The sequence below is a fragment of the Planococcus lenghuensis genome (genome assembly GCF_001999905.1).
Lineage (GTDB): Bacteria > Bacillota > Bacilli > Bacillales_A > Planococcaceae > Indiicoccus > Indiicoccus lenghuensis.
In genome coordinates this window covers 2,779,044-2,803,949 of record NZ_CP019640.1, presented here as the reverse complement: position 1 = coordinate 2,803,949, position 24,906 = coordinate 2,779,044, and the positions used below count along the sequence as shown (strand labels likewise).

21 protein-coding genes are annotated in these 24,906 nt (G+C 43.5%); 19 read left to right on the top strand and 2 right to left on the bottom strand.

The window, feature by feature from the left end; all coding sequences use genetic code 11:
- Positions 1–99: 99 nt before the first annotated feature.
- Entirely contained in the window at positions 100–1,719 is a 1,620-nt protein-coding gene (locus tag B0X71_RS14305; protein ID WP_077590063.1) for a bifunctional metallophosphatase/5'-nucleotidase, read from the top strand.
- 283 nt (positions 1,720–2,002) lie between these two features.
- On the opposite strand, the gene B0X71_RS14300 is transcribed toward B0X71_RS14305, so the two are convergent.
- Positions 2,003–2,335 (bottom strand): hypothetical protein, encoded by a 333-nt coding sequence (locus tag B0X71_RS14300; protein ID WP_077590062.1) that lies wholly within the window; start codon positions 2,333–2,335, stop codon positions 2,003–2,005.
- An 88-nt stretch (positions 2,336–2,423) separates the two neighbouring features.
- Positions 2,424–3,836, bottom strand: coding sequence for a TcaA 3rd/4th domain-containing protein (locus B0X71_RS14295; protein WP_077590061.1), 1,413 nt, complete (start codon positions 3,834–3,836; stop codon positions 2,424–2,426).
- A 169-nt stretch (positions 3,837–4,005) separates the two neighbouring features.
- On the opposite strand from B0X71_RS14295, the gene B0X71_RS14290 reads away from it, so the two are divergent.
- The 18 genes from B0X71_RS14290 to B0X71_RS14205 all read left to right on the top strand — a co-directional run bounded on the left by B0X71_RS14290 (position 4,006) and on the right by B0X71_RS14205 (position 24,832).
- The gene (locus B0X71_RS14290; RefSeq protein WP_198038616.1) at positions 4,006–4,470 is read left to right on the top strand and encodes a zinc ribbon domain-containing protein; all 465 of its coding nucleotides are present in this window, start codon (positions 4,006–4,008) and stop codon (positions 4,468–4,470) included.
- A gap of 12 nt (positions 4,471–4,482) precedes the next feature.
- A complete protein-coding gene (locus B0X71_RS14285) occupies positions 4,483–6,165 on the top strand; it encodes a zinc ribbon domain-containing protein (protein WP_077590059.1) in 1,683 nt (560 codons plus the stop codon).
- Positions 6,166–6,167: 2 nt separating this feature from the next.
- Positions 6,168–7,325, top strand: coding sequence for a PrsW family glutamic-type intramembrane protease (locus B0X71_RS14280; RefSeq protein WP_077591013.1), 1,158 nt, complete (start codon positions 6,168–6,170; stop codon positions 7,323–7,325).
- Positions 7,326–7,499: 174 nt separating this feature from the next.
- Positions 7,500–8,936 carry a DnaJ domain-containing protein gene (locus B0X71_RS14275; protein ID WP_198038615.1) on the top strand — a complete coding sequence of 479 codons (1,437 nt, stop codon included), beginning with the start codon at positions 7,500–7,502 and terminating at the stop codon, positions 8,934–8,936.
- The gene (locus tag B0X71_RS14270; protein WP_077590057.1) at positions 8,937–10,400 is read left to right on the top strand and encodes an AAA family ATPase; all 1,464 of its coding nucleotides are present in this window, start codon (positions 8,937–8,939) and stop codon (positions 10,398–10,400) included. It abuts the gene before it with no gap.
- Positions 10,397–11,500: a nucleotide exchange factor GrpE gene (grpE, locus tag B0X71_RS14265; protein ID WP_077590056.1), complete on the top strand. Its 1,104-nt coding sequence runs from the start codon at positions 10,397–10,399 to the stop codon at positions 11,498–11,500. Before B0X71_RS14270 ends, grpE begins: the two co-directional genes overlap by 4 nt.
- 31 nt (positions 11,501–11,531) lie before the next feature.
- Positions 11,532–13,265, top strand: coding sequence for an Hsp70 family protein (locus tag B0X71_RS14260; protein ID WP_077590055.1), 1,734 nt, complete (start codon positions 11,532–11,534; stop codon positions 13,263–13,265).
- A gap of 10 nt (positions 13,266–13,275) precedes the next feature.
- Positions 13,276–14,568 (top strand): tetratricopeptide repeat protein, encoded by a 1,293-nt coding sequence (locus B0X71_RS14255; RefSeq protein WP_077590054.1) that lies wholly within the window; start codon positions 13,276–13,278, stop codon positions 14,566–14,568.
- An 86-nt stretch (positions 14,569–14,654) separates the two neighbouring features.
- The gene (locus B0X71_RS14250; protein WP_077590053.1) at positions 14,655–15,839 is read left to right on the top strand and encodes a J domain-containing protein; all 1,185 of its coding nucleotides are present in this window, start codon (positions 14,655–14,657) and stop codon (positions 15,837–15,839) included.
- A gap of 234 nt (positions 15,840–16,073) precedes the next feature.
- A complete protein-coding gene (locus B0X71_RS14245) occupies positions 16,074–16,319 on the top strand; it encodes a hypothetical protein (RefSeq protein ID WP_077590052.1) in 246 nt (81 codons plus the stop codon).
- Between the two features lie 303 nt (positions 16,320–16,622).
- On the top strand, positions 16,623–16,886 hold the full coding sequence (locus B0X71_RS14240) for a hypothetical protein (protein WP_156889878.1): 264 nt from the start codon (positions 16,623–16,625) through the stop codon (positions 16,884–16,886).
- Positions 16,887–17,152: 266 nt separating this feature from the next.
- On the top strand, positions 17,153–19,411 hold the full coding sequence (locus B0X71_RS14235) for a putative bifunctional diguanylate cyclase/phosphodiesterase (RefSeq protein WP_077590051.1): 2,259 nt from the start codon (positions 17,153–17,155) through the stop codon (positions 19,409–19,411).
- Positions 19,412–19,852: 441 nt separating this feature from the next.
- Complete coding sequence (locus tag B0X71_RS14230; protein ID WP_198038614.1) at positions 19,853–21,949, top strand: bifunctional diguanylate cyclase/phosphodiesterase; 2,097 nt, start codon at positions 19,853–19,855, stop codon at positions 21,947–21,949.
- 5 nt (positions 21,950–21,954) lie between these two features.
- On the top strand, positions 21,955–22,563 hold the full coding sequence (locus tag B0X71_RS14225; protein WP_077590049.1) for a restriction endonuclease: 609 nt from the start codon (positions 21,955–21,957) through the stop codon (positions 22,561–22,563).
- 34 nt (positions 22,564–22,597) lie between these two features.
- Positions 22,598–23,056, top strand: coding sequence for a flagellar assembly protein FliW (gene fliW / locus B0X71_RS14220; RefSeq protein ID WP_077590048.1), 459 nt, complete (start codon positions 22,598–22,600; stop codon positions 23,054–23,056).
- A 3-nt stretch (positions 23,057–23,059) separates the two neighbouring features.
- On the top strand, positions 23,060–23,284 hold the full coding sequence (gene csrA / locus B0X71_RS14215; protein WP_077590047.1) for a carbon storage regulator CsrA: 225 nt from the start codon (positions 23,060–23,062) through the stop codon (positions 23,282–23,284).
- A 168-nt stretch (positions 23,285–23,452) separates the two neighbouring features.
- Complete coding sequence (locus tag B0X71_RS14210) at positions 23,453–24,376, top strand: flagellin N-terminal helical domain-containing protein (RefSeq protein ID WP_077591011.1); 924 nt, start codon at positions 23,453–23,455, stop codon at positions 24,374–24,376.
- Positions 24,377–24,697: 321 nt separating this feature from the next.
- Positions 24,698–24,832 carry a flagellin gene (locus tag B0X71_RS14205; protein WP_052653961.1) on the top strand — a complete coding sequence of 45 codons (135 nt, stop codon included), beginning with the start codon at positions 24,698–24,700 and terminating at the stop codon, positions 24,830–24,832.
- Positions 24,833–24,906: the final 74 nt, after the last annotated feature.

The window sequence follows — 24,906 nt, the reverse complement described above, 5'->3', positions numbered from 1 at the left end:
GTCTAAGTGACCCTACTCTATGGATAAAGTCTTATGGTATTCTTTAACTGTCTGCGCTTTCATTCAAATATAGCAGACCTCGAAGGGATGTATCAGTGCATGAAGAATAATGGAAAACAAAAAATCAATGTGATTGCAAGCACAGCTGCAGCATTAGGATTACTCGTAACTTCCGTGGCGCCAGGCGTGGCAGAAGCTAAACCCGGAAGAGATGCGGAAGTATCCAATCGCGGGATTGAAGTTCAGTTATTGGGTGTCAATGACTGGCATGGACAAATTGATGTCACGCGAAAAGTTGCTGGAAGATATGTTGGCGGCGCTGAGTATTTGGCCGCTTATTTAAAGCAACGAGAAGCGGAAAATAAAAATACATTACTGATCCATTCCGGAGATATGACGGGCGGAAGCTCGCCGGCTTCAGCTCTTCTGCAGGATGAACCCACGATTGAAATCATGAATGCACTTGGCTTTGATATCGGCACATTAGGAAATCATGAATTCGACAGAGGCGTGGATGAACTCAATCGTCTTCTGTTCGGCGGCTACCATGAAACGACCGGCGAGTTCGAAGGAGCGGGTTTTCCTTACATAGCAGCGAACGTGGTCTACAAGAATTCCGGGGAAAATCTGTTGCCTGCCTACCAAATCCAAAAAGTTAATGGCATGGATATCGGCTTTATCGGTGTCGTGACAGAAGACATCAGGGAAGTCGTTATCGCCAGTGCCCTGGAAAATATCGAAGTTACCGATTCAACAGAAGCCATCGACAAAGCGGTTGCCGAGTTGAAAGCACAGGGAGTTGAATCGATTGTGGTCCTGGCACACGCTCCTGCTAGTTCAAACACAGATGGCACAAACGCGACGGGCGAAGCCGTTGAACTGGCTAACAGCATAGACGATGAAGTGGATATTATATTGGGCGCACATAATCATGCGTATTCCGATGCTATTGTCGATAATAAACTGGTCGTCCAAGCGTATTCCTATGGAACGGCATTCACGGACATCGACCTCGTCATTGACCCAAAGACAAAAGACATTGTCCAAAAATCAGCTGAAGTGGTCACGACTTTCCACGATGGCATTGAGCCTGACGCTGAAGTAAAAGCGATGGTTGACCAATACAAAGAAAATGTCGCGCCTTTGATCAACCGCATAGTCGGCGGATCTCAGGGAACGATTACAAGAACCGGTGACGACAGCGGCGAATCGCCTTTAGGCAATTTGATCGCTGATTCACAGCGGGTGGCGATGGCAACAGACTTTGCCCTTATGAATCCGGGTGGAATCCGGGCAAGCTTGGATGCCGGGCCGATTACATGGGGCGAATTGTATACGATTCAGCCTTTCGGCAATTACCTTGTCAGCATGACGTATACAGGTGAACAAATCAAAGCAGTGCTTGAACAGCAATTTACAGAAAGCAAAACCACCATTTTACAAGTATCCGGTCTGACTTACACCTATGATAAAAATGCAGCAATCGGCAATAAAGTGACAGACTTACGGGATTCAGCCGGAAACGAAATTCTTGCCGATCAAACGTACACAGTCAGCGTCAATAATTTCCTTTCAACCGGCGGAGACGGGTTCACAAAACTGCTGGATGGCGCTGACCCAGTAGTCGGGCCAGTCGATTTGGATGCACTTGAAGCGTACATTATTGAACAGGGCGGAGCGATCGAAGCTCCTGCAACAGACCGCATCAGCGTAAAATAAGTTGTCACACCTCCTAGTGAGCAACATTTACTGAACTTAAATGAACTTTTGGAGTAATATAAAACACCTTCGAGACAGTACACTGAGAACGAGTACTGCAATCGGCGTCGGATGAGGTTCAACGAAAGTGACTGAACTTGGAAGGTTTCATTGGTGAATAACCAAAGCCGGTTTTGTTGAATTAATTGAGTGTTTGAGACATGACTTTTATGAGCAACGACATTTCCAACGTCAAAATCCCCATTGTCAGTTAGCGCTGACAATGGGGATTTTCTTTGAGTGTTCACTCGTTAAGTTGCGATGCCTGTTGCCCTACCTGTACTGATTTAGTGCGTCTGACAACAGCTTCAGCTACCAGGCTGCCAGTAATCATAGTGAAGTAGCCAACCGGCGAGCTAAAGAGCGGTGCCTGGTAAACATGCGCGATCGCCTCTGTAATCATCAGCGTCATGAAGAACCCGGAGCCGAAGACGACAGAGGAGATGGCGCCTGCTTTATTGGCTTTTTTCCAGAAGTAACCGAGGCTGTTGGCGATGTTCAAGTAGAAGCTGCCGGTCGTTGACAGAATGGCCGAGATGAGACCGGTTACGAGAATCACCACGGTGATCGTCGGCAATGCCTCTAGGATATAGGCCGGGCTGCGCTAGCTACTAAGGAGAATAATTCCAAGTAATTATTCTTCAACCAATATTAAACCGCGTTTATTAATACTGCTCCGAATCAGAAGTCAGTGTCTCAATGTCCGTGATGAAATACCCGCCATCTACGTCGATTGTATAAGCTTTCGTTTTAATGTAGTCATAATAATCATTGCCGCTTTCGAACGTGAATGTTTCTTGGGTAGTAGCGACGAGTGTCTCGCTGTCGACTGCTTCAATATCGGTGACAATCGTGGAGTCGAAGTAGTAATTATAGTACTCGTCCATCCGTCCGTGCCGGTCGATATCTGCTCTGTATTCTGTCTGAACTTTACTGCCGGCCGGGAAAAAACTGGCGATGTAGGAAAAGTCAGCGTAATTTAAGGCGGACTCGAATTCGTATCGGAATGAATCGATGAAGTCATGGATGTAATACTCGTGTTCATAGACCAGTTCCTCCATTTGCTCTTCTTCCCGTGCTTGCTGTCGCAGTGCTTCCTGTCGTTCCTGAACATGTGCAAACGTAATATGCGCTTTTCCGGAATCGATTTTGACCAATTCCCCTTTTACCAGCTCTCCATTCTCATTCTTGGTTTCCGCCGTTAATTCAACGGATTTGTTGTAAGGTATTGGACCAAACTCAGCTAACTCTTTCACCGTCTTTTTGGTGGATTTTCCGTTAACCCATAAAACGGCATCTGCAACATCGGATGAAAGCTCGACCATCCCGGCATTCAAATCCGGCTCGATTGTGAAGCTGTTTGATCCGTTTCCTTTTACGTGAGCGGTGCCTGATCCCTCGATTGGAGCATATGTACTCGCTGCAACAGCTTTCCATTTATAATTCCCGGGCAGAAATTTGCCGACCGCCATGCGCTCTCCGCTATTGCCTTCGATCAGTTTCTCTCCGACGGTTAGCGTCGATTCATCAAAATCGAATTCTGTGAATACATTGACGGGATGGACGAGGAAAGAGATGTCCTCATAGAGTCCGAACAGGACCGGTTCGCTTACAACGGTTATGAGTTTATTGCCGTCAGTATCTTCGATGATATTGGCAAGCCCTTCATTCTTCAGCAAATTCGTTTCTTCCTGGATCCAGTCCCGGATGTACGGCCAGTCCTGATCTTCCATAAAGGCATAAAATCCTTTATCATCCACAATCACGCCTTCTCCAACAGTAAAGTACGAAAGAAATTCAGCTGGCTGATTCGTGCTGAAGGCCTGATTCATAGCTGCGATTGTTCTCGCTGGATCATATTTGGCCTCCATGTAAAGATGGCCGCCAACCCCAGTTGCAAGCACAGCAGCTCCTGCGATGATAGCGGCCACTCTCCATTTTCTTTGTTTTGATGAAATCGGTTTCCGGACAGCAGGTGGTGCTTGAGGTTCTAGCGGCGCTTGACTGAATTCTGTGCCGCAATTTAAACAGAACTTGTGTGATTCGTTGCGTTCCGCTCCACAATTTGTACATTGCATTTCGCTTCCTCCATTTTTTGTTTTAGTTATGCTAAATATACCATGTGAGTGTGTCTAAATGAATGTATTGGTCTAATAAAAATAGTAAATTTTACTGAATAAAGGATTATTCAATATGTTATTATTTAACTATAAAACAAGAAAATCACCATGGAGGGAGAAACGGGACATGCAGCAAGTGGCGAATAAGACAGAACAGAGAAGGTATGCCGCCCTGAAAACGGTTGAAGTGCATTCAGATCAGGAAGCAGGCCAGCTTGAGAAGACAGTGGATAAATTGCGAACGGAACGGCAGCATCTTATTTTTCGGATGGGCGATAAAATGCATCGCGAGTTACGCCTTCAGCGGGTCATCAACCCGGACTTTGCTGAGTACAGTGAGGCTATTCTGGACATCGACAAAAAGATTTACAAGCTGGGGAAAGAACAGGCGATGAGGCTGGAAGCCGAGCAAACGAGCTGTCAGCAATGCGGTTCCAAAATCCTTAACGGCAGTAAATTTTGCGGTTCCTGTGGTACACCGGTACAGCAATTGAAGAAAACAATTGAAGAAACAAGAGACTGCCGGTACTGCGCTGAAACGGTGCCTGCTTCTGCTCAATTCTGCCCATGCTGTGGCAGTACGAGAGAGTAGGGGGCAGGTATCATGTTCTGTAAAGAATGCGGTCTTCAGCATCCGGCTTTCTCAAATTATTGTACCGCTGACGGACAGGCGATCCTGCCATCTGGTAATTCAGTTATAAGCCGGAAAGCGACCGGTTTTTGTGGCGGCTGCGGCAATGAAATCACTTCAACAGGGCAATATTGCCAGCATTGCGGAATTTCTCATAGCATCATTGAATCTGCCGCCATTATTCCTGTACCGCCCGCTCCGTCGCATCCAAAAACGGAAGCAGTGTCTGGTGGAGTCAGTCGTTTCTTCGCCGATACGTCTTATCCCGCAGTGTTGGCTGCAGCTGGACTGACAATCCTGCTTGTGCTTCTTGCCTCGTTTCTCTTGAAAGATCAAGTGGAACAAGCGATTGTTAAGGAGTCAGCCGGGGCGATATCAACTGCAGAAATCCGGCATTTAGATAATCTGCTTTCGGAAGAAATGGCAGCAGAGACCGGGATGGACATCGATTTTCCGGACGTCTACAACCTTTTTACCTATGTGTCACTCCTGCATACTGTCGATTTTGAGTTCAGCGGCGAAGTCATCAGCAGTGACGACTCCGAACTTTTCCAAGAACGGATGGAAGTGCTGATTCAAAATCCGTCGATGTCCTTCTTTCTTGTTATGGTTATATTGTTGATCGCAGGCGGCTTGATCCTGAGCCGGTTTATCAAGCGCAATGGTCTGCCTGTATTTAACTCTATTCTGCTGTTCAGCGTTACATATGGCGTGTTCCTTACAATCGCTTCTTATGTTGCAGGTTTCCATTTCAGTGATGGCCTTGATGTCTATTATTCCTATATTGAAGTGGAAGTGATCGGCACTTTCCCCTTAGTCGAATCGTTCGCAATCGGAACGTTGATGGCGGCAGGGATATCAGGACTGACTGCAATACTCGCCCTGCAGGGAAGAGGGACATTGGCATTCCTGCAGCGGCAGCCGGCGATTGTCCAGTATATTGCGCTTGCATCGGCTGTCACATTAACCGGTGTCACGTTTTTTAATCTCGTATTTTTCGGTTTCTTTGACCAGTTTTATGGAACATCGGATTATTTCTATGGCTCTCCTGCAGAAAAGCTGCTGATCGGCCCGCTCGGTATGTGGGTCTGGAATCTGAGCCATCTCATACCGCTTGATTTCAGTGCACTTGAATGGGAAGATCGGGAATTCTTTTCGCTTCAATTATTCAGCTCCTATTACGACTTAAAGGGATTGGATGATCTGTATAGCTTAAGCTTCATCGGTGAATTGTTTTTCATCAATGGGGGTATTCCGATTCTGTTGAAAATGAGTCTCGTTGTGCCAGCCCTGCTTCTTGCGACTGTCGGATACCTGTTATTCCAGACGCACAGACAAAAGTTCGTCGAATTGCTGAAGTTCAGTCTGGTCTATGCGGCTGTGATGACGGTTATCCAATTGTTTACCGGTATGAAATTCACAGTGAATACGAGTGGTGATGATTTGTGGGGATATGGTTACGAAGCCATGCTTTTTCAAGTGAATTCTGATGTGGTCAATGTATTTATCACTTCCGCATTATTTGCGCTTGTCTTCGTCTGGCTGGGCGGCTTTTTAAATGGATTCCTGGGTGGGAAATTGCAGGAATTGCCGAATACGGGGCCTGGTGCGTCAACCGGATGGTATCGGCAGAATGGAAAGAGAGCAGGTGATTGATCGTGTTTTGTGGAAACTGCGGTGAGAAAATCAATACAGACGGGAAATTCTGTACATCTTGCGGCTGTGTTCTCCCGCAACGTGTCCCAAGTCACCATTCCTACGTGCAGCCGGTTCTCGTGGATGAAAGGAAAGTGGTTCCTCCTGAGCCGCTTCATGTAAAGGAACAATTATTGCAGGCGACAGGAAAACTGAATGCACTCGTCGGGGAACAGGGGGAACTGAAAGTCAGTTTGCGGGAAGTGTTCTCTGCTGTACTGGCAAAGCATTCAAAAGAAGAAGGGGAACTGCTGTTCATCGCGGGAACCGGGATAACGACGCCGCAGGAACATGAAATCTCTTCTTCGTGGCCGAAACCATGGCTGTTTTCCCGGGTGTTCATCACTTTTTTTCTGACTTATGCTTTGCTCTATATCTGTACATTCATGTTCGAGAACCCGTTATCGATTCCGGGACTAATTACGATCGGCTCCTTTGCGGTGCCGTTTTCCCTGCTGATTTTCTTCTGGGAAATGAACGCACCCCGCAATATTAGCATTTACGAGATTGCAAAGATGTTTTTTGTTGGCGGAGCCGCTTCGCTTGTGCTGACCTTGGTGCTTTATTCATTTCTCCCCGTAGATGATGTGGATTTTTCAGGAGCCATGATCATCGGAATTGTAGAAGAAACAGGGAAACTCGGAATCATCGCATACTTCATCAAAAAGCTGAATCCCAAGTTTATATTGAATGGTCTGCTGATCGGTGCCACGATCGGTGCAGGTTTCGCAGCCTTTGAATCTGCGGGTTACGCTTGGTACGCCTATAGTGCATCCGGTTTTATCCTCGGAGATGAAATGATGCTCGATGTGATTGTCCTTCGGGCATGGATGGCAATTGGTACCCATGTTGCCTGGTCGGCAATTGCGGGGGCAGCACTTGTATATGTGAAGGGGCAACATTCCCTGATGAAAGATCATTTATTCGACTTCCGGTTTGTCCGGCTGTTGGGTGTCGCCATTATCCTGCATGCCGTATGGGATATGCCACTGTATTCCTTCGACCAATTTTACTTCCGATTCATCGTCCTGATCCTACTTGCATGGGTGTTTATCTTTACGCTCCTTAACGCGGGGTTGCAACAGATTGCCAGGCTGCATCAAGAGGTGGAGGGGGCGTAGGTTGTTTTATGGTCTGTGTCGAAAGAATAATTTGTTCTTGTTAGTCGATAGAGCCGATTCCAAGTTGAATAATTATATCGAAATGCAATTTTTTGAAGGAATGATAGTTCCTGAAATTGACGGGTGATCTTGACTGAGGAATAAACGGGAAAGTTTCAGTTGGAGGTGAAAAGCTTGGAACGGACACATTATCAGGTACTGGAAATAGAACCGGCTTCCACAAGCGACGAAATCAAAAGAGCATACTTTAAGGTGGTAAAGCAATACCCGGTTGATCAATATCCGGAAGAATTCAAGTCGATCCGGAATGCTTATGATCTTCTGAAAAATCCGCAATCCCGAAAGAAATATGATGCAACAATCATCCATGGAGATCGTTTGGAAGCGCTGCAGAAAAAGGCAATGGAATCTTATGCAACCGATGACTTTGAAGATGCAAAACGGTTATTCAATGAAATTCTGCTGATTGCACCCATGCAGACAGAGACCCGCCATTACAGCGCGTTATGTTCTCTGTATCTGGAAGAGTATGCAGAAGCCCTTCGGCAATTCAAAATCGCTATCCAAGAGGAACCTGATAACAAGACATACCAACTGGACTATGGGATTGCACTTGAGAAATGTGGGAAAACGGAAGAAGCAATCAGGTATTATAAAAAAATGTATATCAGCATGCCAAATGAGATGAGCTATTTGTTTGCTTTGGCTGATTTGTATTCAAATAGAGCAGGCGAAGAAAACAAGGCGTTCAAGACATTGGATCAAGCCTTCATTAGCCAAGAAAAGACTGGGAATTTTCATGCGTTCTACTATTTGGTGAAAAGAATAAAAATAGCTGCTTATTTAAAAAATCAATCAGAATTTGAAGTTTCAATCGCTCGATGCAAGAAACAGTTGAATAAACATGAGGGCAAACAAAATGTGATATTGGAAGAATTAATGGATGTAGGATTCGCTTTGTATAGACAGAAATTCTATAGCTATGCAGCTTCATTACTTACTTTTATACAAAAGGAACAGGCTGGATCAACCGAAGAGCTGGATCATTTTGTTGAAACTGCTATTCACAGAGCGGATATATATAGGGAATTTGATCAGCTTGAGCGTGATCAAAAGGTTATTGAATGGGTTAAAAATCTATTCATTTTGTATCTATTTAGTGATGAGTTTTTAGAGGAAGAATTCAATGAACTCACAGACAGAGCATTTGAGAATCTTCATGACAGTTCATTCTATAACCCTAAGGAAACATTGAGGTCAATAAAAAGAGTTTTAGTGAAGTATCCGACTCTTTTTGAGACGAGGGAAGATGTGCTGAATGACTTCATGGATATGTGTAATCATATTATACAGTGCCACGAAGAAGTGAAACTTCTTATGGATGATAGTGACATTTGCTACCCTGTGAAGAGATTAGTCTTGTTTTATCTCCGGTATTTTGATACGGAAGATGAGAAAGAAGAAATGATGACTTCTATTAAATTGGACATCATGGAAGAGACCGATTACGCATTACAGGAATCGGTAGTACAGATGATATCCCGTTATCCGGCCCTTTACAGACTCAATGATCAACTTTTTGAGACGTTCAGAAGAGAGGCGGACGGTTAAATGGAATCATCCAGATTGAGAATGTTGTATGAATCAATGGCTGAGCTTGATGAAGAAGTACAAGAGGCGCTGGCAGTAGAAGATATATCGATGTTCCGTTATCATCTGCTCCGCGCTTACAGGCTTATTGAGAAAGTGCAATTAGCCGATCACCACTCACTTATTCCGCTCTATCATTATCTGAGCAACTGGCATCAAAAATTGGCTCAGTTTCATGAAGCTAAAGGGGAAACAGAAGAAGCGGAAAGAGAGTGGCTGTCCTCTATCTCTTACCATACAGGTGATGCTGACCGGAATCCGTATGTTCAATTTGCGCATGCTGCATTAGCTGTACAGAACTTGTCTGTTGCCAGGGATATTGACGAGCATATGCCTTACATAACTCAAAGAAACGTAAAAAGCATTCAGGTATCATTACGTAAAGCAAGGTTTTCTATTCGTACCGCTGTTTCAAGATCAGGAATCAATGATTCTACAAGTTATATCCTAGGTTGGATTGATGAAATGGAAAAAGTCCTTGATGCCCGAGAAGACTTAAAGGGTCATGGAGAAACATCTGCCAAGGAGCCTGCTACAGAAGACATATTGAGAGAACTTGATTCATATATTGGACTTACAAGGGTGAAAAAACGAGTTAACGAAATTTGCAATTTAGTTATCTTTAACCAATTGCGTCAGGAAAAAGGACTTAAGGCAGACCAGCCGAGTCTGCATATGGTTTTTACAGGAAATCCCGGCACAGGTAAAACCACTATTGCCCGGATTATTGCACGGCTGTTTAAGTCTTTAGGTGTCTTAAAAAGTGGCCATTTGGTGGAAGTGGGCAGAGCCGATTTGGTCGGCGAATACATCGGGCATACAGCCATCAAAACATTAGGCAAATTAAAAGAAGCTAAAGAAGGTGTACTGTTCATCGATGAAGCTTACTCTCTGGTTCGTGGTCAGGCGAATGATTTCGGGAGAGAAGCAATTGATACGATAGTGAAGGAAATGGAGGACAAGCGAAAGGAATTAGTCATTATCTTAGCTGGATATCCCCAAGAAATGAATGCTTTCTTACAATCCAATCCAGGCTTGAAGTCCCGATTCAGTACCCAAATCACATTCGATGACTATCAGATTGATGAGTTGATGGAAATTGGAGAGAAGATGCTGAAAGAAAAGCAGTATGAAATGACAGAAAAAGCGGGAGAAGTTTTCAGAAAAATTATTATGCAAAAAATTGGTGAAGAGCCGGAAAACCATGGAAATGGACGTTTAGTTCGAAATATTATCGAAGAAGCAATTTTTTGTAAGGCTGACTTCGTCGTATCTTCCAAGAAAAACGGTCTGCCTTATGGCCAGTTGGATCAGATCGAGCAAGCTGTCATGCATCATGTCCTGGCTAACATGGAAAATTCAAGAAGTGCAAATAAACCAGTGGACAATGATCTCCAATTTGATTCAAGGGGGGTGTTACATTGAGTCTTTGGAGAAATTCAATATATGACGAAGATGCAGAAGATTTACTGAAGGCCATAGGTCTTTACAGAGAAGACGTAAAAACTGGAAAGAAGTATCAAACGCGAAAGTCATATTATCCGTTTCAGAGCAATGTACTAAAAGCGGATCAGCACCGGACCAATGATTGGCGAACATTTACCTTTCCGCAGATTTCGAAAAATACCGTTAAATCCGTTCAGGAGGAACCAAGAACAGGAAGTACGTTATCGCTTTTAGAAATAGCGGAAGGAATAACTGCTTACTTAAAATTAGTATCAAAAGTGACGGTATATAGTCTGTTTCATTGGGCTGTATGCGCTATACGCATTGTTAAGGAATCGATGGCACACCACATAGCAAGTGACGAGTTCCCCATTGGAAAGTGGGAAAGCGAATTATATGAAACTGAGCAAGTCTTAAAGAGTAAAGTAGCCAGTCTTTTCGAAGGAGGAGAGAATATTTTGACTATGACTTTCCAAGAGATAATTGATAAAGAAAAAGAAAGTCTCCAGTTTTTAGAGGAGTTTTATTACGACCCAAGAGAGAGTGAACCTAATTTTCTAACTGGTATTCAACACTCTTTGCTTGAATTACAAGAACAGATCAAAGGTGATTTTAAAAACAGCAACCGGGTCACTTATAAGCTTATGCAAGAGTTTCAACAGCAATTAGAAGAATTCACCCAAATATCCAATGAAGAACAAAGCGATGAGATCGAAAAAGTAAAAAAAGAGGCGCTGGAAGATCATCAAAAGATGATGCTTGTCGCCATTGGAATTTTTGATATGTTGGACTTAATTTATCAATCTGCGTTAAAAGCAAATGAAATAAGATGGAGCCAAGAGATAGAAAAGGCAGTTACTAAAACGCTATCATTGCTGGAAATGCGAGGGATTATTGAGATTCCAGTCATGAAGAAATTATTGGATGGAAAAACGATGGAATGTATAGGAACCATTCCTCAACATGAAGTTCAAGAACCTCTGGAAAAATATCAAGTATTTGCAGTCCACCAGCGGGGGTTCATGGATAGAACAACAGGAAGAGTCCTGCGAAAAGCAAGCGTCACATCAATCATCTAATTCTAAATCTAATTTTTTGGGGGAAACTTACATGGCAATCATCGGAATCGATTTAGGTACAACGAATTCAGCAATCGCATATTTAAAGGGCGAAAAACCGGAAATTATTCCAAATATAGAAGGTGGACGTACGACTCCATCTGTTTTTCAAATGAGCCCTAACAATGAGATGGTGATCGGACAAAATGCAAAGTCATCAATGCCAGGTTTTCCGGATCGTACAATAACAGAGGTGAAAAGGTTAATGGGGAGTGATGAAACGGTTATGGTCGCCGGCCAAGAGTACCGGCCTGAAACGGTTTCAGCTCACATTTTGAAATACCTGAAGGAAAGTGCCGAGGAGTATTTAGGAGAAGCTATTACAGAAGCAGTCATTACAGTTCCCGCCTATTTTTCAGATTCCCAGCGAAAAGCGACGCAGAAGGCGGGAGAAATCGCAGGTTTGAAAGTGGAGCGGATCATCAACGAGCCGACAGCTGCCGCAATCGCGTATGGATTAGAAAATATGGATAAAAATCAACACATCCTTGTATACGATCTTGGCGGGGGCACGTTTGATGTTTCGGTAGTTGAAATATTTGAAGGGGTTGTCGAGGTAAAAGCGAGTGCTGGTGATAACAGTCTCGGGGGAGTGGATTTTGATAACACGCTTGCAGACTGGATTATCCAGAACTTCAAGCAGCAAGAAGGCATTGATCTGCTCGATTTCGGCTCAGCAGTAGAAATCAATCAGCGCAGAGCAAAAATTAAGCTGGAAGCGGAAAATATCAAAAAAAATCTTTCAAGCCAGACAAATGTAAACATTAACATTCCATTCATCGCTGTATATGATAATGCACCCATTAGCGTGAACCTGAATATCACACGAGATGAATTTGAGGATCTGATCAGAAAAATGGCAATGAAGACTTTGACGGAAGTTGATAAAGCACTGGAAGATTCAAACCTTAATATTGACGAAATTAATGAAGTCCTGCTTGTCGGCGGCTCTACAAGGATTCCTTTAATTCAAAAGTTGGTGGAAGAGAAATTCGGCAAGAAGGCGAAAAAGGACATTAATCCCGATGAGGCGGTAGCACTTGGTGCGGCAGTCCAGGCAGGGATCAAGTCAGGGCAGATTGATACTACAAAAGGAATTATGGTCATTGATGTCTGCCCGTACACATTGGGAACTGAAGTCGTAAAGAACATTGGCGGCCAGATTGTTCCGGGTTTCTTTGATCCGATTATTCCAAGAAACAGTACAATCCCAGTTAGCGAGAAAAAAATATATTACACCGCAGATGATAACCAGACCAGCGTAGATATAAACGTATTCCAAGGCGACAGCCAATACGCAGATCAAAATATTTTCCTTTCAAATGTCATGTTGGAAGGAATTCCGTCAGCGCCAATGGGCCAAGAGCCGATAGAAGTGAAGTTCTCGTATGATATCAATGGAACCCTTCAAGTGGAAGCGACAATTGTAAGCACGGGTAAAAGAGCGTCTTCCGTTGTAAAGACAAAGGCGGGAACAATGTCTGAGCAGGAAGTAAAGCTGGCCAAATCTCAAGTCGAAAAGGATTATCAGCAATCCGAACTCTATAAAGAAGTGAAAAGTGTAATTACTCGTGGTGAACGGATGCTGAAATCAGCGGAAGGGCTTGAAAAAGAAAAACTGGCGTCCCTTCTTCAAAATATCAAATTCGCTTTAGAGAAGAATGACCGTGAATTAGTCCGGAAATATGAGGAAGAGCTTACGGATCTACTAATTGAGCTAGTATAGGAGTTGTATGATGGAACAACTATCTAAGAGATACAACCAAGCAGTAGCACTTGTTCAAGAAGATAAATTGGAAGAAGCAAAATGGATCTTGCAGTCCATTTTAGCTTCTGCCCCTTTTCATTCCGGAACAAATTGGCTGGCCGGACTGGTGGAAGTAATGATGGGGAATCCGGTTGCCGGACTAACACATTGGGAACGCGTAAAGATAGCAGATTTCCCTCAATTGCCTGAGCGCCGGGAACAAGTCCTTTCAACCTTGAGAAAGTACGAAGAGATCCGCGCTATTTATAACCATTCTTTGTCGTTGGTCAGAGAAAGGAAACTTTCAGAAGCAAGAAGTATGATGGTACCCTTGCTAAACCGCGATTTCACTTTTCCATTGCCGGCGGATGTATACCGGCTTTACTTTCTCATTTTGGCGGAACAGGGACAGACGGAAGAAGCATTCTCATTTATCCTGGATTCACCGCCTTCTATCCAAAAAACACCGTCTATTATTCGATTTGTCCATGCATTAAGGGATGAATTGTTAAGGGAAGAAACAGCAGGGGAATGGAAAAAAACAAATGAAATCGTGCATCCGTTAAAGACGAAGAAAGGGCAGCGCCGAATGGGAGCGACAGCGATTGCTATTGTGGCAGCCTTTATCGGTGGAACGTATATTGTCAGTCAAATCGATACGGCTGAACAAGAAAGTGCCTTCGCCGACCAGCAAGAACTAGACAGCGATTCTGAGGGGCTTAAAGAAGTTATCGATGAACTGGAATCAAAGCTTATAAGTCTGGAATCGGAAAAAGAAATTCTGCAAGAAGAATTAGGTGCAAGTAACGAGAGAGTGTCTGAATATGAAGCAACGGAAAAATTGTTTAAGGAAGCTGACCTTGATCTGACTTCTCTGCGAACAGAGGAAGCAAAGAAGGAATATGATGCGGCATACGCGCTATATCAGAATGGGGAGTACATAAAAGCAAAAGAAAGGTTCGAGTTGAGTCTCCAACTAAGTCCGTCTGAGTACTTTAGCGACGATAGTCTATATTATTTAATCAGATCCACACAACAATTGAGTACTCTTACAGGAGATTCGGAGTTATTGAACCAATTCCTCACGTCTGAATCCGAACACTTTTTAGAATCACCATACCAAGATGATCTTTTAGTAATCCAAGCAGATGCTTATCACAGCGAGGGTAAAAAAGATGAGGCTTTACTGGTTTTGTCTCAAATTCAAGACGAGTACCCGTCAGAATGGACAGCAACATACGCTGAAAAATTATTAGACACTATGCAAGAGAAAGAGATGTAAGACTGGATTTTACGTCATTAGAATCACAGCAGAAGCGTTGCTTTGTGTAACTAAGTCCAATAAGTTTTAGTAACGGGGGCAAGAGCATGAGTTCGGGGAATTATTATGAATCGCTGGGTGTATCTGAAACTGTCACCGCTGTGGAATTGCAACGGGCCTATGTAAGAATGATCAGGCAGTATACGAATGAAGCACACCCTGAAGAATTCGAGTTTTATACAAAAGTGTATAAGACATTAAAGGATCCTGAGAGAAGGAAGCAATATGACCTCTCGATTCAGGACGGCGGGCAGTATCAGGAAAATATAGAAAAGATTCAGGTGGGCTTTAGGAATGAGCAGTATAATCAGGCAATGACATTGATCAGGCAAACAATCAAAAACTATCCGGACGATGAAAGAATGTTGAATTTACAAGCTCAATGTTATTTTTTCTTAGATATGCCATCAGAAGCTGAAGAACTTTTATTGTTTCTTGTGGAAGAGTATCCGCAAAACGAGTTATATTTGTCTCAGTTAGCATCGCTTTACTTTTCTCAAGATGAATTCAGAGAATCTGCTGCTCTCTATAAGCGATTAGTCGAAAAGGATCCAGAAGAGAACAATTATTCTATTAATCTTTCCAATTGTTTCCTTCATCTAGGGGAGCTAGATGAAGCGTGCCAAGTATTGGAAAACAAATTGAGGATGTCGACTGTCACTGTTTATGATTTTCCATTGTTATCAGAACTGTATTTTCTAACAGCGATCAAAAATGATCAACGGTATCATGAAAATATCATTAGTCGAATTGAATCCTTGGCCGAAAATGCAGAAGACCGAAAAAAACTACTGCAATTAATGATCGATGTGGCAGTAGGATTGGATACAGATAATTATTTACTGAAAGAACTCGTCCAAACTATAAAGAAGATAAATCGCAATTCGGATGCGCAAGTGTCCAGGTGGATAAAAAAAGTAGAAATAGAAGTAGGCCCGCTTGAAGAGCCTGAAGCCGATCCAAGTCCATTGCCACGTGCAAACAACCAATCTCCGCCACGACGACAGGTTCACACAACAGGAGATTCGAGTGAACCAGTCAGAGGATCGGTCTTATGGGCAATTATTTTTGGCCTGGTCATCGCGTTCTCCATAGAGCCATTCTTAGGTATTGTTATCGGAATCGTTTGGTACTTTTTCGCCGGTCCAATAAAATCCGTCTTAAGTTGCTTGGGCTGTTTAGGTGCTGTGCTTTTTGTGCTTGCCATAATGTTGGATTCATGCGGTTTATAGAGAAAAGGGAATTTTATTTACCATAACAGTAGCAAAAGAAACTTATAACCAATCATAAATAGATGGACATATAGAAAAGAAGTATAGAAATCATAATGGCGGATATTTTCGAATAAGAGGATTATAGCTCTTTCTTTAGATACCATCTTATCCCGTAGAAAAATTAATTTTTATTCAAAACAAGTAAATAAAGTCCTTTCTTTTGTATTATTATGGATATGAGGAGGGATAATAGTGGAAGTGAAGAAAGTGGAAGTGATTCTTGCGGGCGATGATTATGAACAGCCGAATCCATTCAGAGATTTGATCAGAATCAGTGAAATCTACTGTTATGATAAGCAAGGAAAAGCTGTGCAGTACTACGGGGAATTCAAGAAGCATTCACGCCTGTTCAAATTCAATTACAATAGCGTTAAAGAAGTGGTGCATGATGTCGCTGTGCGCTTTAATGTGAAGCCTGAAATGATCGATGTCGGGTAAGTAAGGCCAAATAGAGCTGAAATTAGAACGTCCATGAGGGCGTTCTTTTTTTATGCGGTGCGTTGGATAAGGGTTAATTAATCCACGAAAACACCGATTACATACATAGTGGATGAAAGGGTTTATGCAAAAGAAGTAATTGTGTTTCTGGGGGAGTGTCTTAATTCTTTTGACGGGAGCCCACCGATGAACTGAATGCTCGAGGAAAGCAAAAATTCCAATCAATAAAGAGAGGAAGTTCTTCAAGCTCTAATATCATCAATAACTTACTAATCAGAAGGACAAAGAAAGGAAGAACACCATATGACAACAATTGAACAGCAAACAAAAACTGCCGCCGGTAGTGAAGAGGTCGTATTACTGAGGGATTGGGTTGTGGCACTTATACTCATGGCAATCCCGGTGGTCGGTTTTATCATGATATTGGTCTGGTCATTCAGCGCTGGTACAAACGTGAACCTTCGGAATTTTGCACGAGCCTCGTTGATCGTCGTTTCTATTGTGTTGTTTTTGTATGTTATTTTATTTGTTTTAATCGGAATGGCCGCTTCTTCGTATACATATTAATCGTTGCAACAGCACAAAAGGGCCGCTTGGGAAGTTACTTCCCGGGCGGCTTTTCAGCTATAAATCCTGCAAATCATTAAACGAAAAGGAAGAGTTACTTGATCGAGCATTAGACAATAATTGAAGATTAAATAATTTTGAGTAATAATATCTATTTATGAAAATGAAATTAAGATACAATAGTACTACAAAAAGAAAAACTATAGATAGAGAAACGGCGTCAGGTGATGAAAAGTTGTGCCAGACAAGCCGGCAGGGGGATTCATATGCTGAAATTGGGGCGTTTACGGTTAGTTATTTTATTGGGCGTTATCGTGAGCTACTGCTCATGGATGGTTATATTCCAGGACGATGAGTGGATACGGAGTTTGGGAGTGAATCTGTTTCAAATCGGAGCGGTACTGATAACGCTGTACTGGTTGGTTGGCGCATTCCGCTACACAGACCCGCCAAAACGGAATTTCTGGCTGCTGTTAGGCATCGGCGCCACTTTGTCTTTTTCCTCTAATTTAACCTGGCTATATCAGCAGGTGATCCACTCGGCAGTGGATTATCAGTCAGCTTCCTATGTGATTTGGCTGCTGTCTTATTTGTGCTATTTGGCTGCCCTTATTTATAAGGTCAGGGAATTGAGCACTTCTGCATCCAAAAATCCGTATTTGTTCAACATCATTGTGTATATGATTGCGGCTACATCATTCAGCCTTCATTATTTGGTTAATCCAACAGTGATATCGCAAAATTCATTCGTGGTGAACCTGTCAACACTACTCTATTCGGTCGTCGATTTAAGTATCCTGTTCGTTATTACACTTCTGTTTTACCTGAATCAGCAACGGAAAGAAAAACGGGTTGGAATCTATATCGTAATCGCATTTAGTTTTCAAGTCACAGCGGATTCACTGTATGCGTACTTTACTGTGCATCAAGTACTGGAATCCGGTACTGTCGTCGACCTGTTGTGGGTCATTGCGATGCTCTTCATCGGTTTTGCAGGTTACCAGGCAAAATGGGACAGAGAAGAGCCGAGTCTGCAAGCACGCCCGGTGATTGACCGACTGGAGTTCCTCTTTCCGTATATAGGCATTCTTGTCCTCATTATCGCCGTGATGGCCAGTTACCGATGGGATCTCAATGCGCTCAGTTTAGGGTTGCTGATCATTTTCATGATGGTGATGGGCCGCCAGTTATTGGTCATCAATCGAAATAAAAAGCTTGCGGACGAGTACAAGCACCTCGCTTATCACGATCAGCTGACGGGATTGAATAACCGCATTGGGTTCATTGAAGATATCAAAGCGGTGATCGATGATACGCAGAACGCTCGGCGTGCGCTGTTGCTGATCGACCTGGACCGTTTTAAAGTGATCAATGACTCGCTCGGTCATTTCGTGGGCGATAAGGTACTGGTTCAGACAGCTACCCGGCTGAATGAAGTGCTGGGCACAGAAGGAGCAGCATACCGGTTGGGCGGTGATGAGTTTATCGTCATGCTGCCGGATATGCCGGATGCTGAATATGCTGCGGTTGCTGAAGCGATTTTGGAAACGTTCAGCAAGCCGTTTCTGGTTGACGATTATGAAGTCAACGTCACACCGAGTGTCGGCATCAGCCTCTTCCCGGAAAACGGAAGAGACAGCGAAGAACTGCTGAAAAATGCGGATGCAGCAATGTATCTCGCGAAGGCGAACGGCAAGAACGGCTTCCGGTTTTACAGTTCTGATCTGAATGCGACGCTGGAACGGAAGATGACAATCGAAAACGAACTTAAAAAGGCCATTGAAAAAGAGGAACTGTTTCTTGTGTATCAGCCGAAAGTGGATTTGCAGAGCCGGGAAGTTATCGGAGCGGAAGCGCTACTCCGATGGCGGCACCCCAAACTCGGTTTCGTATCACCCGGCGAATTTATCCCGGTAGCGGAAGAGACAGGGCAAATCATCCGCATCGGTGAATGGGTCATGCGGGAAGCGAGCAGGCAGAACAAGGCATGGCAGGAAAAGGGTTTTGCTCCGATGTGTATTTCCATAAACGTTTCTGTTCTGCAGTTTCAGCGGGAGGATTTTCTGGAAACCGTGGACCGGGCACTGACGGATGCCAAGCTTGACCCGGGTAGCTTGGAGTTGGAAATAACCGAAAGTGTCATGCAGAACGTATGGGAAAGTACGCAAATCCTGAAACGGATCCGGAAGATGGGGGTGCGTGTCTCCCTTGATGATTTTGGAACCGGTTACTCTTCACTTCATGTGCTTCAGAACCTGCCGATTGATACACTGAAAATCGATAAATCTTTCATCGACGCCCTTACGGATATCAACCAGCATGCCATGGTCAAAACTATCGTTGAACTGGGGCTAAACCTGAACTTGGATATTGTTGCAGAAGGGATCGAAGAAGAATACCAGGTGCAAGTGCTCACCAGCCATAAATGCCGGATCGGGCAAGGCTACCTGTTCTCCCGGCCGGTTGCGCCGGAAGAATTCGAACAGCTGCTGGTACCTGTGCAGGAGACGGTGCAGGTTACATAATTGAATTGTGTATTGTGTGTGACCCTGTGTCAGAACCAATTGTGTGTGACCCTGTGTCAGAACCAAATTAAGTAGCGTGTTTTTCTTCTTTTTGTTAATTGCACCTGACACAGGGATAGAACGGAATCAAAGACTGATCAGACAAGAATGGAAGACTCATTTGCTCATCATTCAAAAATCACTTTGTTCAATAGAATTTATTTAGGGTTATGATTTATGTTTTTTATTTCTTGATTAAAGTGAATTTCGGGAAAGCTGAGCCGCTATCATTTGGGCTAATGAAGGAGAAAAAGCTATATAGCTTTCATTTGTTTGAAAAAATTTCTGTTCTTTCGTTCATTCTACCCATTTTTATTAAATAAATGGAAAACATAACCGATATATAATAATAAATAGAGAGACCTCCAATTATAAATGGAGGCACATACAGGGGGTAAGGAGATGAACTTCGGGAGCAATAAAATCAAGGAAGTGAAAAGTGTACGGTCGTTTTTCGACTATACGGAGCAAGATGACTTGGACTTTTTCGGGGATGATACAAAAATCATCTTTTGGTCTTATGAAAGTAAGACCGGTGAAGTGACGATAACAGGGGGATTAGAGAAGATCTACGGATTTTCTTCTGAGGACTTACCGGATGATAATTTGCTGAAGAGTTTTTTTGGTCCGGATGATAAGCAAGGAGAAGACATTGTAAAGCAGTTTCTGCATGCCAAGGCGTCGTTCGATCAGGAATATCGCACTGTGAAAAAGGATGGCTCAGAGATTTGGCTTAAGACAAAAGGGAAACCCGTCCTCGATAGAAATGGCGATATCATCCGGATTAACGGAACCACCCGGGATATCACTGAGAAGAAACAGATTGAAATCGAGTTAGCCGAGTCTGTAACAAAATATCAAAGCATTGTGGAAAACGGTGCTCAAGGTGTATACATATCGCAAGACGGTAAGCTCGAATTCGCAAATAACCAAATGGTTAACATGACGGGTTACAGTGAAAAGGAATTACTGGGAATGAGTTATGATCAATTGCTGGACGAAGAAAGTATTGAACTGGTACTGAGCCGGGTATCCGCTTTTCTCGATGGAAAAGAAAATGGCGTCCAGGAAATCAATATCATCAGAAAAGATCGGTCGAAAATTCGGGTGGAGTTACGGTCGTCCATTATCATCTATCAAAACAGGCCGGCGCTTATGGGCACTCTCCTTGATGTGACGGCGAAAACAGATGCGCTCCATATGGTGAATTACCTGGCTTATTACGATTCGTTAACTGGTCTTCCTAACCGCAACTTATTTTACAGCACCATCAATAAGGAATTAGAAACAGCTAAAGTAAATGAGCAGAAATTGGCATTATTGTTTATCGATTTGGATCAGTTCAAATTGGTGAATGACACACAAGGCCATCATGTCGGAGACCGGTTGATTCAGCAAGTGGCAGCCAAACTGGATGAACTATTACGAGACCGTGGTTTCATTGCCCGGTATGGCGGAGATGAGTTTGTTTCATTCTTGACGTATGAAGACACGGCTGAAGTAGAGGCAATTGCGGAACGGATTGTTACGGAAGTTCCGAAGGCCCTTTCAGGTGAATTGACTGTGACTCCTTCTGTGGGAATTAGTCTGTTCCCCGAGAACGGTGAAGATATCAATTCCTTGCTTCAGTTCGCTGATGTAGCGATGTACCACTCGAAACGGGATGATGATAGGTTGCAACGCTATACATTTTACCATCACGCAATCAGCAGTGAGGCGCTAAAGGGTGTTCAATTGACGAATGCGCTTCGTAAAGCAATTGAGTTGAATCAATTCCATTTGGTATATCAGCCAAAAGTTGAATTAGGAACGGCTGAACTGAAGGGAGTGGAAGCACTCCTCCGATGGAACCATCCCGAGCATGGCAATGTGTCACCAATGGACTTTATTCCCTTGGCAGAAAAGAGCGGGCAGATCAACCGGATCGGGGATTGGGTGCTGGAAAAAGCGATGCGTGATATGCGGGCATTTGAACAGCCTGTCCTGCTGAACGTTAATATTTCGGCGAAGCAATTGATCCAGGAAAACTTCGTGCAAAACGTCCATGCGCGTTTACAGGAAACCGGGTTTCCTGCGGAACGGTTAAATCTGGAGATTACAGAAACGGTGGCCCTGTACGATGTTGAAAAAACGATGGATAAACTGAATCAATTGAATAAGCTTGGTGTGAAAGTATCGCTCGATGATTTCGGCACGGGCTATTCGTCCTTGAGTTATCTCAGTAAATTACCAATTGATTACCTGAAAGTGGACCGATCCTTTATTCGGCATTTGGAGGCCGATGATACAAAGAAATCGATCATCAAATCGATTATTGAAGTGGCACATAACCTGAATATCCAAGTCGTAGCAGAAGGAATTGAAACGGAAGAGCAGGCGGATTTATTGCATGGATATAAGTGCAATTTAGGGCAAGGGTTTTACTTTAGCAAGCCCCTGCTTTTTGAAGATTTACTGAACTATATCGGAGCAGGAAAATCGATTGCAGAACTGAGGTAAGCGAAATGAAAGAACTCTTGAATATGATATTGCATGCAGGGAAAGTCCTGCTTGAACTACTGTTGCCCTCTAAAGATAAGGAAAAGCCAAAAAACAGCTCAAAGCCGATCAGCGAAGAAAGCAAGAAAAGCCAAATGTTGCCTGCTGATGTGAAGAGAGAGCTGGATGACGATCAGATCATAGACGCTGATTTAAGTGAACTTACCGGTGGCGAGTTCGAGAGACTGATTGCCATGTACTATAAAGAAAAAGGATATCATTCGCAGATTGTTGACGGATTTGGAGATCAGAAGGTAGATGTTATTCTTACCAACCCCAAAGATAATATGAGGATCGCAGTCCAATGTAAACATTGGAAAACGAAAAAGGTGGGGAACGATACGATTCTGCGGTTGAACGCAGGAAAAAGAATACATAAATGCCTTGATGCCTGGTGCATCACAACGAGCGGTTACACAAAAAGCGCTATAGAAGCTGCCGAAGGGCTGAACGTCGAACTCTTGGATGGACACCATGTGCAGGATTTTATCGAAAACTGGCAAAAGCGCAAAAGAACACAGATTCATAAACAGAAAAAAGCCGTTGGTATAGCAGGGGATAGACAGATACAATAAAGATAAACTTCATGTAATCAGAAGGGAGTCATCCATGAAAGTTCAGACAGAGCGGTTTGGTGAATTGGAAGTAGCGAATAATCGGATCATTACATTCCAGCGAGGTATACCGGGTTTCGAGGAATTTAAGCAGTATGCATTGATTCCGGCGGATGCACAGAAAGATACACCGTTTTTTTTCCTGCAATCCATTGAAGAAGGGGCAATCAGTTTCTTTCTTGTTGACCCATTTGCGTTTTTCGGAGAGTACGATGTAAAACTCGAAGAACAGGCAGTGGAACGGCTTAAGCTGGTGAATCCGTCAGATGCAATCGTGCTGACAACCGTCACCGTACAAGATGAAATGAAAGATGCGACCACGAACTTAAAAGCACCATTGATTATCAATAATAAAAAACAGCAAGGCATGCAAGTCGTCTTGAACAATAAAGACTACCAGATCAAACAGCCGCTATTCCAGCCGGAACCAAAAGCTGCCCTAAGGCAGGTGTAAGGGATGCTTGTGTTGGGAAGAAAAAAAGGTGAATCGATTATCATTGATGATGATATCGAAATCACCGTCACCGCTGTTGATGGGGATACAATTAAACTCGGAATCACCGCCCCACAACATATCACCGTGCACCGGAAAGAAGTGTATTTGGAGATTCAGGAAGAAAACAGGCGGGCGACATCGAATGTTATTAACTTGAGTGATTTCTTAAGCTTGCGGAATAAGTGAATGGAAGGGGATTGCAGTCATTGCAGTCCTCTTTTTTGATTGTTTGAAAATAATTTCAAAAAACGCTAAACATTCTTTCCAATTCTCCGATAAAGATAGTGTAAGGAAGTTCAAACGGATTTGGGCTCTTACAAAATACAAATCAAATTACACGGAGGTAATGAACAAATGATTATCAATCACAACATCACAGCTTTGAACACGCACCGTCAGTTGAGCAGTGCAACTAACGCTCAGTCAAACAGCATGGAGAAATTGTCTTCTGGTCTTCGGATCAACAAAGCGTCAGACGATGCAGCTGGACTCTCAATCTCTGAAAAAATGCGCGGACAGATTCGCGGGTTGGAGCAAGCTTCAGCAAATGCGCAAGACGGCATTTCGTTAATGCAGACAGCTGAAGGCGCATTGAACGAGACTCACGATATCCTGCAGCGTATGCGTGAATTGGCTGTTCAATCTGCCAACGATACAAACACAGACACTGATCGTAAGGAACTTCAAAAGGAAGTAAATGAACTTGCGTCAGAAATCTCTAGAATTGGCAATAATACTGAGTTCAACACAAAAACATTGCTAGATGGCAAATTTACTGGAACTTTCCATATCGGTGCAAATGAAGGTCAAAACCTTACTTTGTCTGTAAATGATATGCGTTCTGAAGCACTTCAAGTAGGTACAGAGTACACCTCAAGTAATACTGCTGGGACACTTATTGGAAGTGATGGTACAACTGTAGTTGCAACTTGGAAAGCTGCTGTGGCGGATAATACAACAACTGTTGATGTCGATGAAACAGCAGCGGCAGGTTACTATGGAGGGGATGGTACTGGAGCCCTTCTTATAGAGACTGACGCAAAGCTAGCTGATGGTGTCAAGGGAACTCTTGGTATTGATATTTCATCACAAACAGCTGCTGACGGTGCAATTACAACAATTAACAACGCAATCGAAACAGTTTCTTCTGAACGATCTAAACTTGGTGCGAACCAAAACCGTTTAGATCACACAATCAACAATCTTGGAACATCTGCTGAAAACTTAACGGCAGCGGAATCACGCATTCGCGACGTTGATTATGCCAAAGCCGCGTAAGCAGGCAGAGGTACAGTCGTCCTGGCCGGTAACAGCCAGAGATTACAATCGGGTGAATTGCTGGAAATCCCTTAGAGCTTTTATTGCCACAACGGAGCTGGAAACGGCAGACGTGACGGCTTGAAAAAATGAAAGATTGGGCAATCAGCAGCCAAGCTCCTGTCTTGAAAGAGTGGAGAAGGTTCAACGACTAGGATAAACCATCTAAGGCGCAAGCTATGGTGATGAAATCCGTAGGGGAATCAGTGTACATCAGCATTGGTGATCCGAAGTGCCCGACCCCTACTGACACTAGAGGGTGAAGATATAGTCTAGTCATTTATGAAAGTAAATGTTCGCACGATGGCGAAAGAAATGATGAACCAGACTAAGAACTCGATTCTTGCACAAGCAGCACAAGCAATGTTGGCTCAATCCAATCAACTACCTCAAGCAGTTTTACAGCTGTTGAGATAAATGATTGCAGGGCGTCTGGCCGGGTAACGGGTCAGAGCATAACTGGGTGAATTGCTGGAACTTCCTAAAGCTTC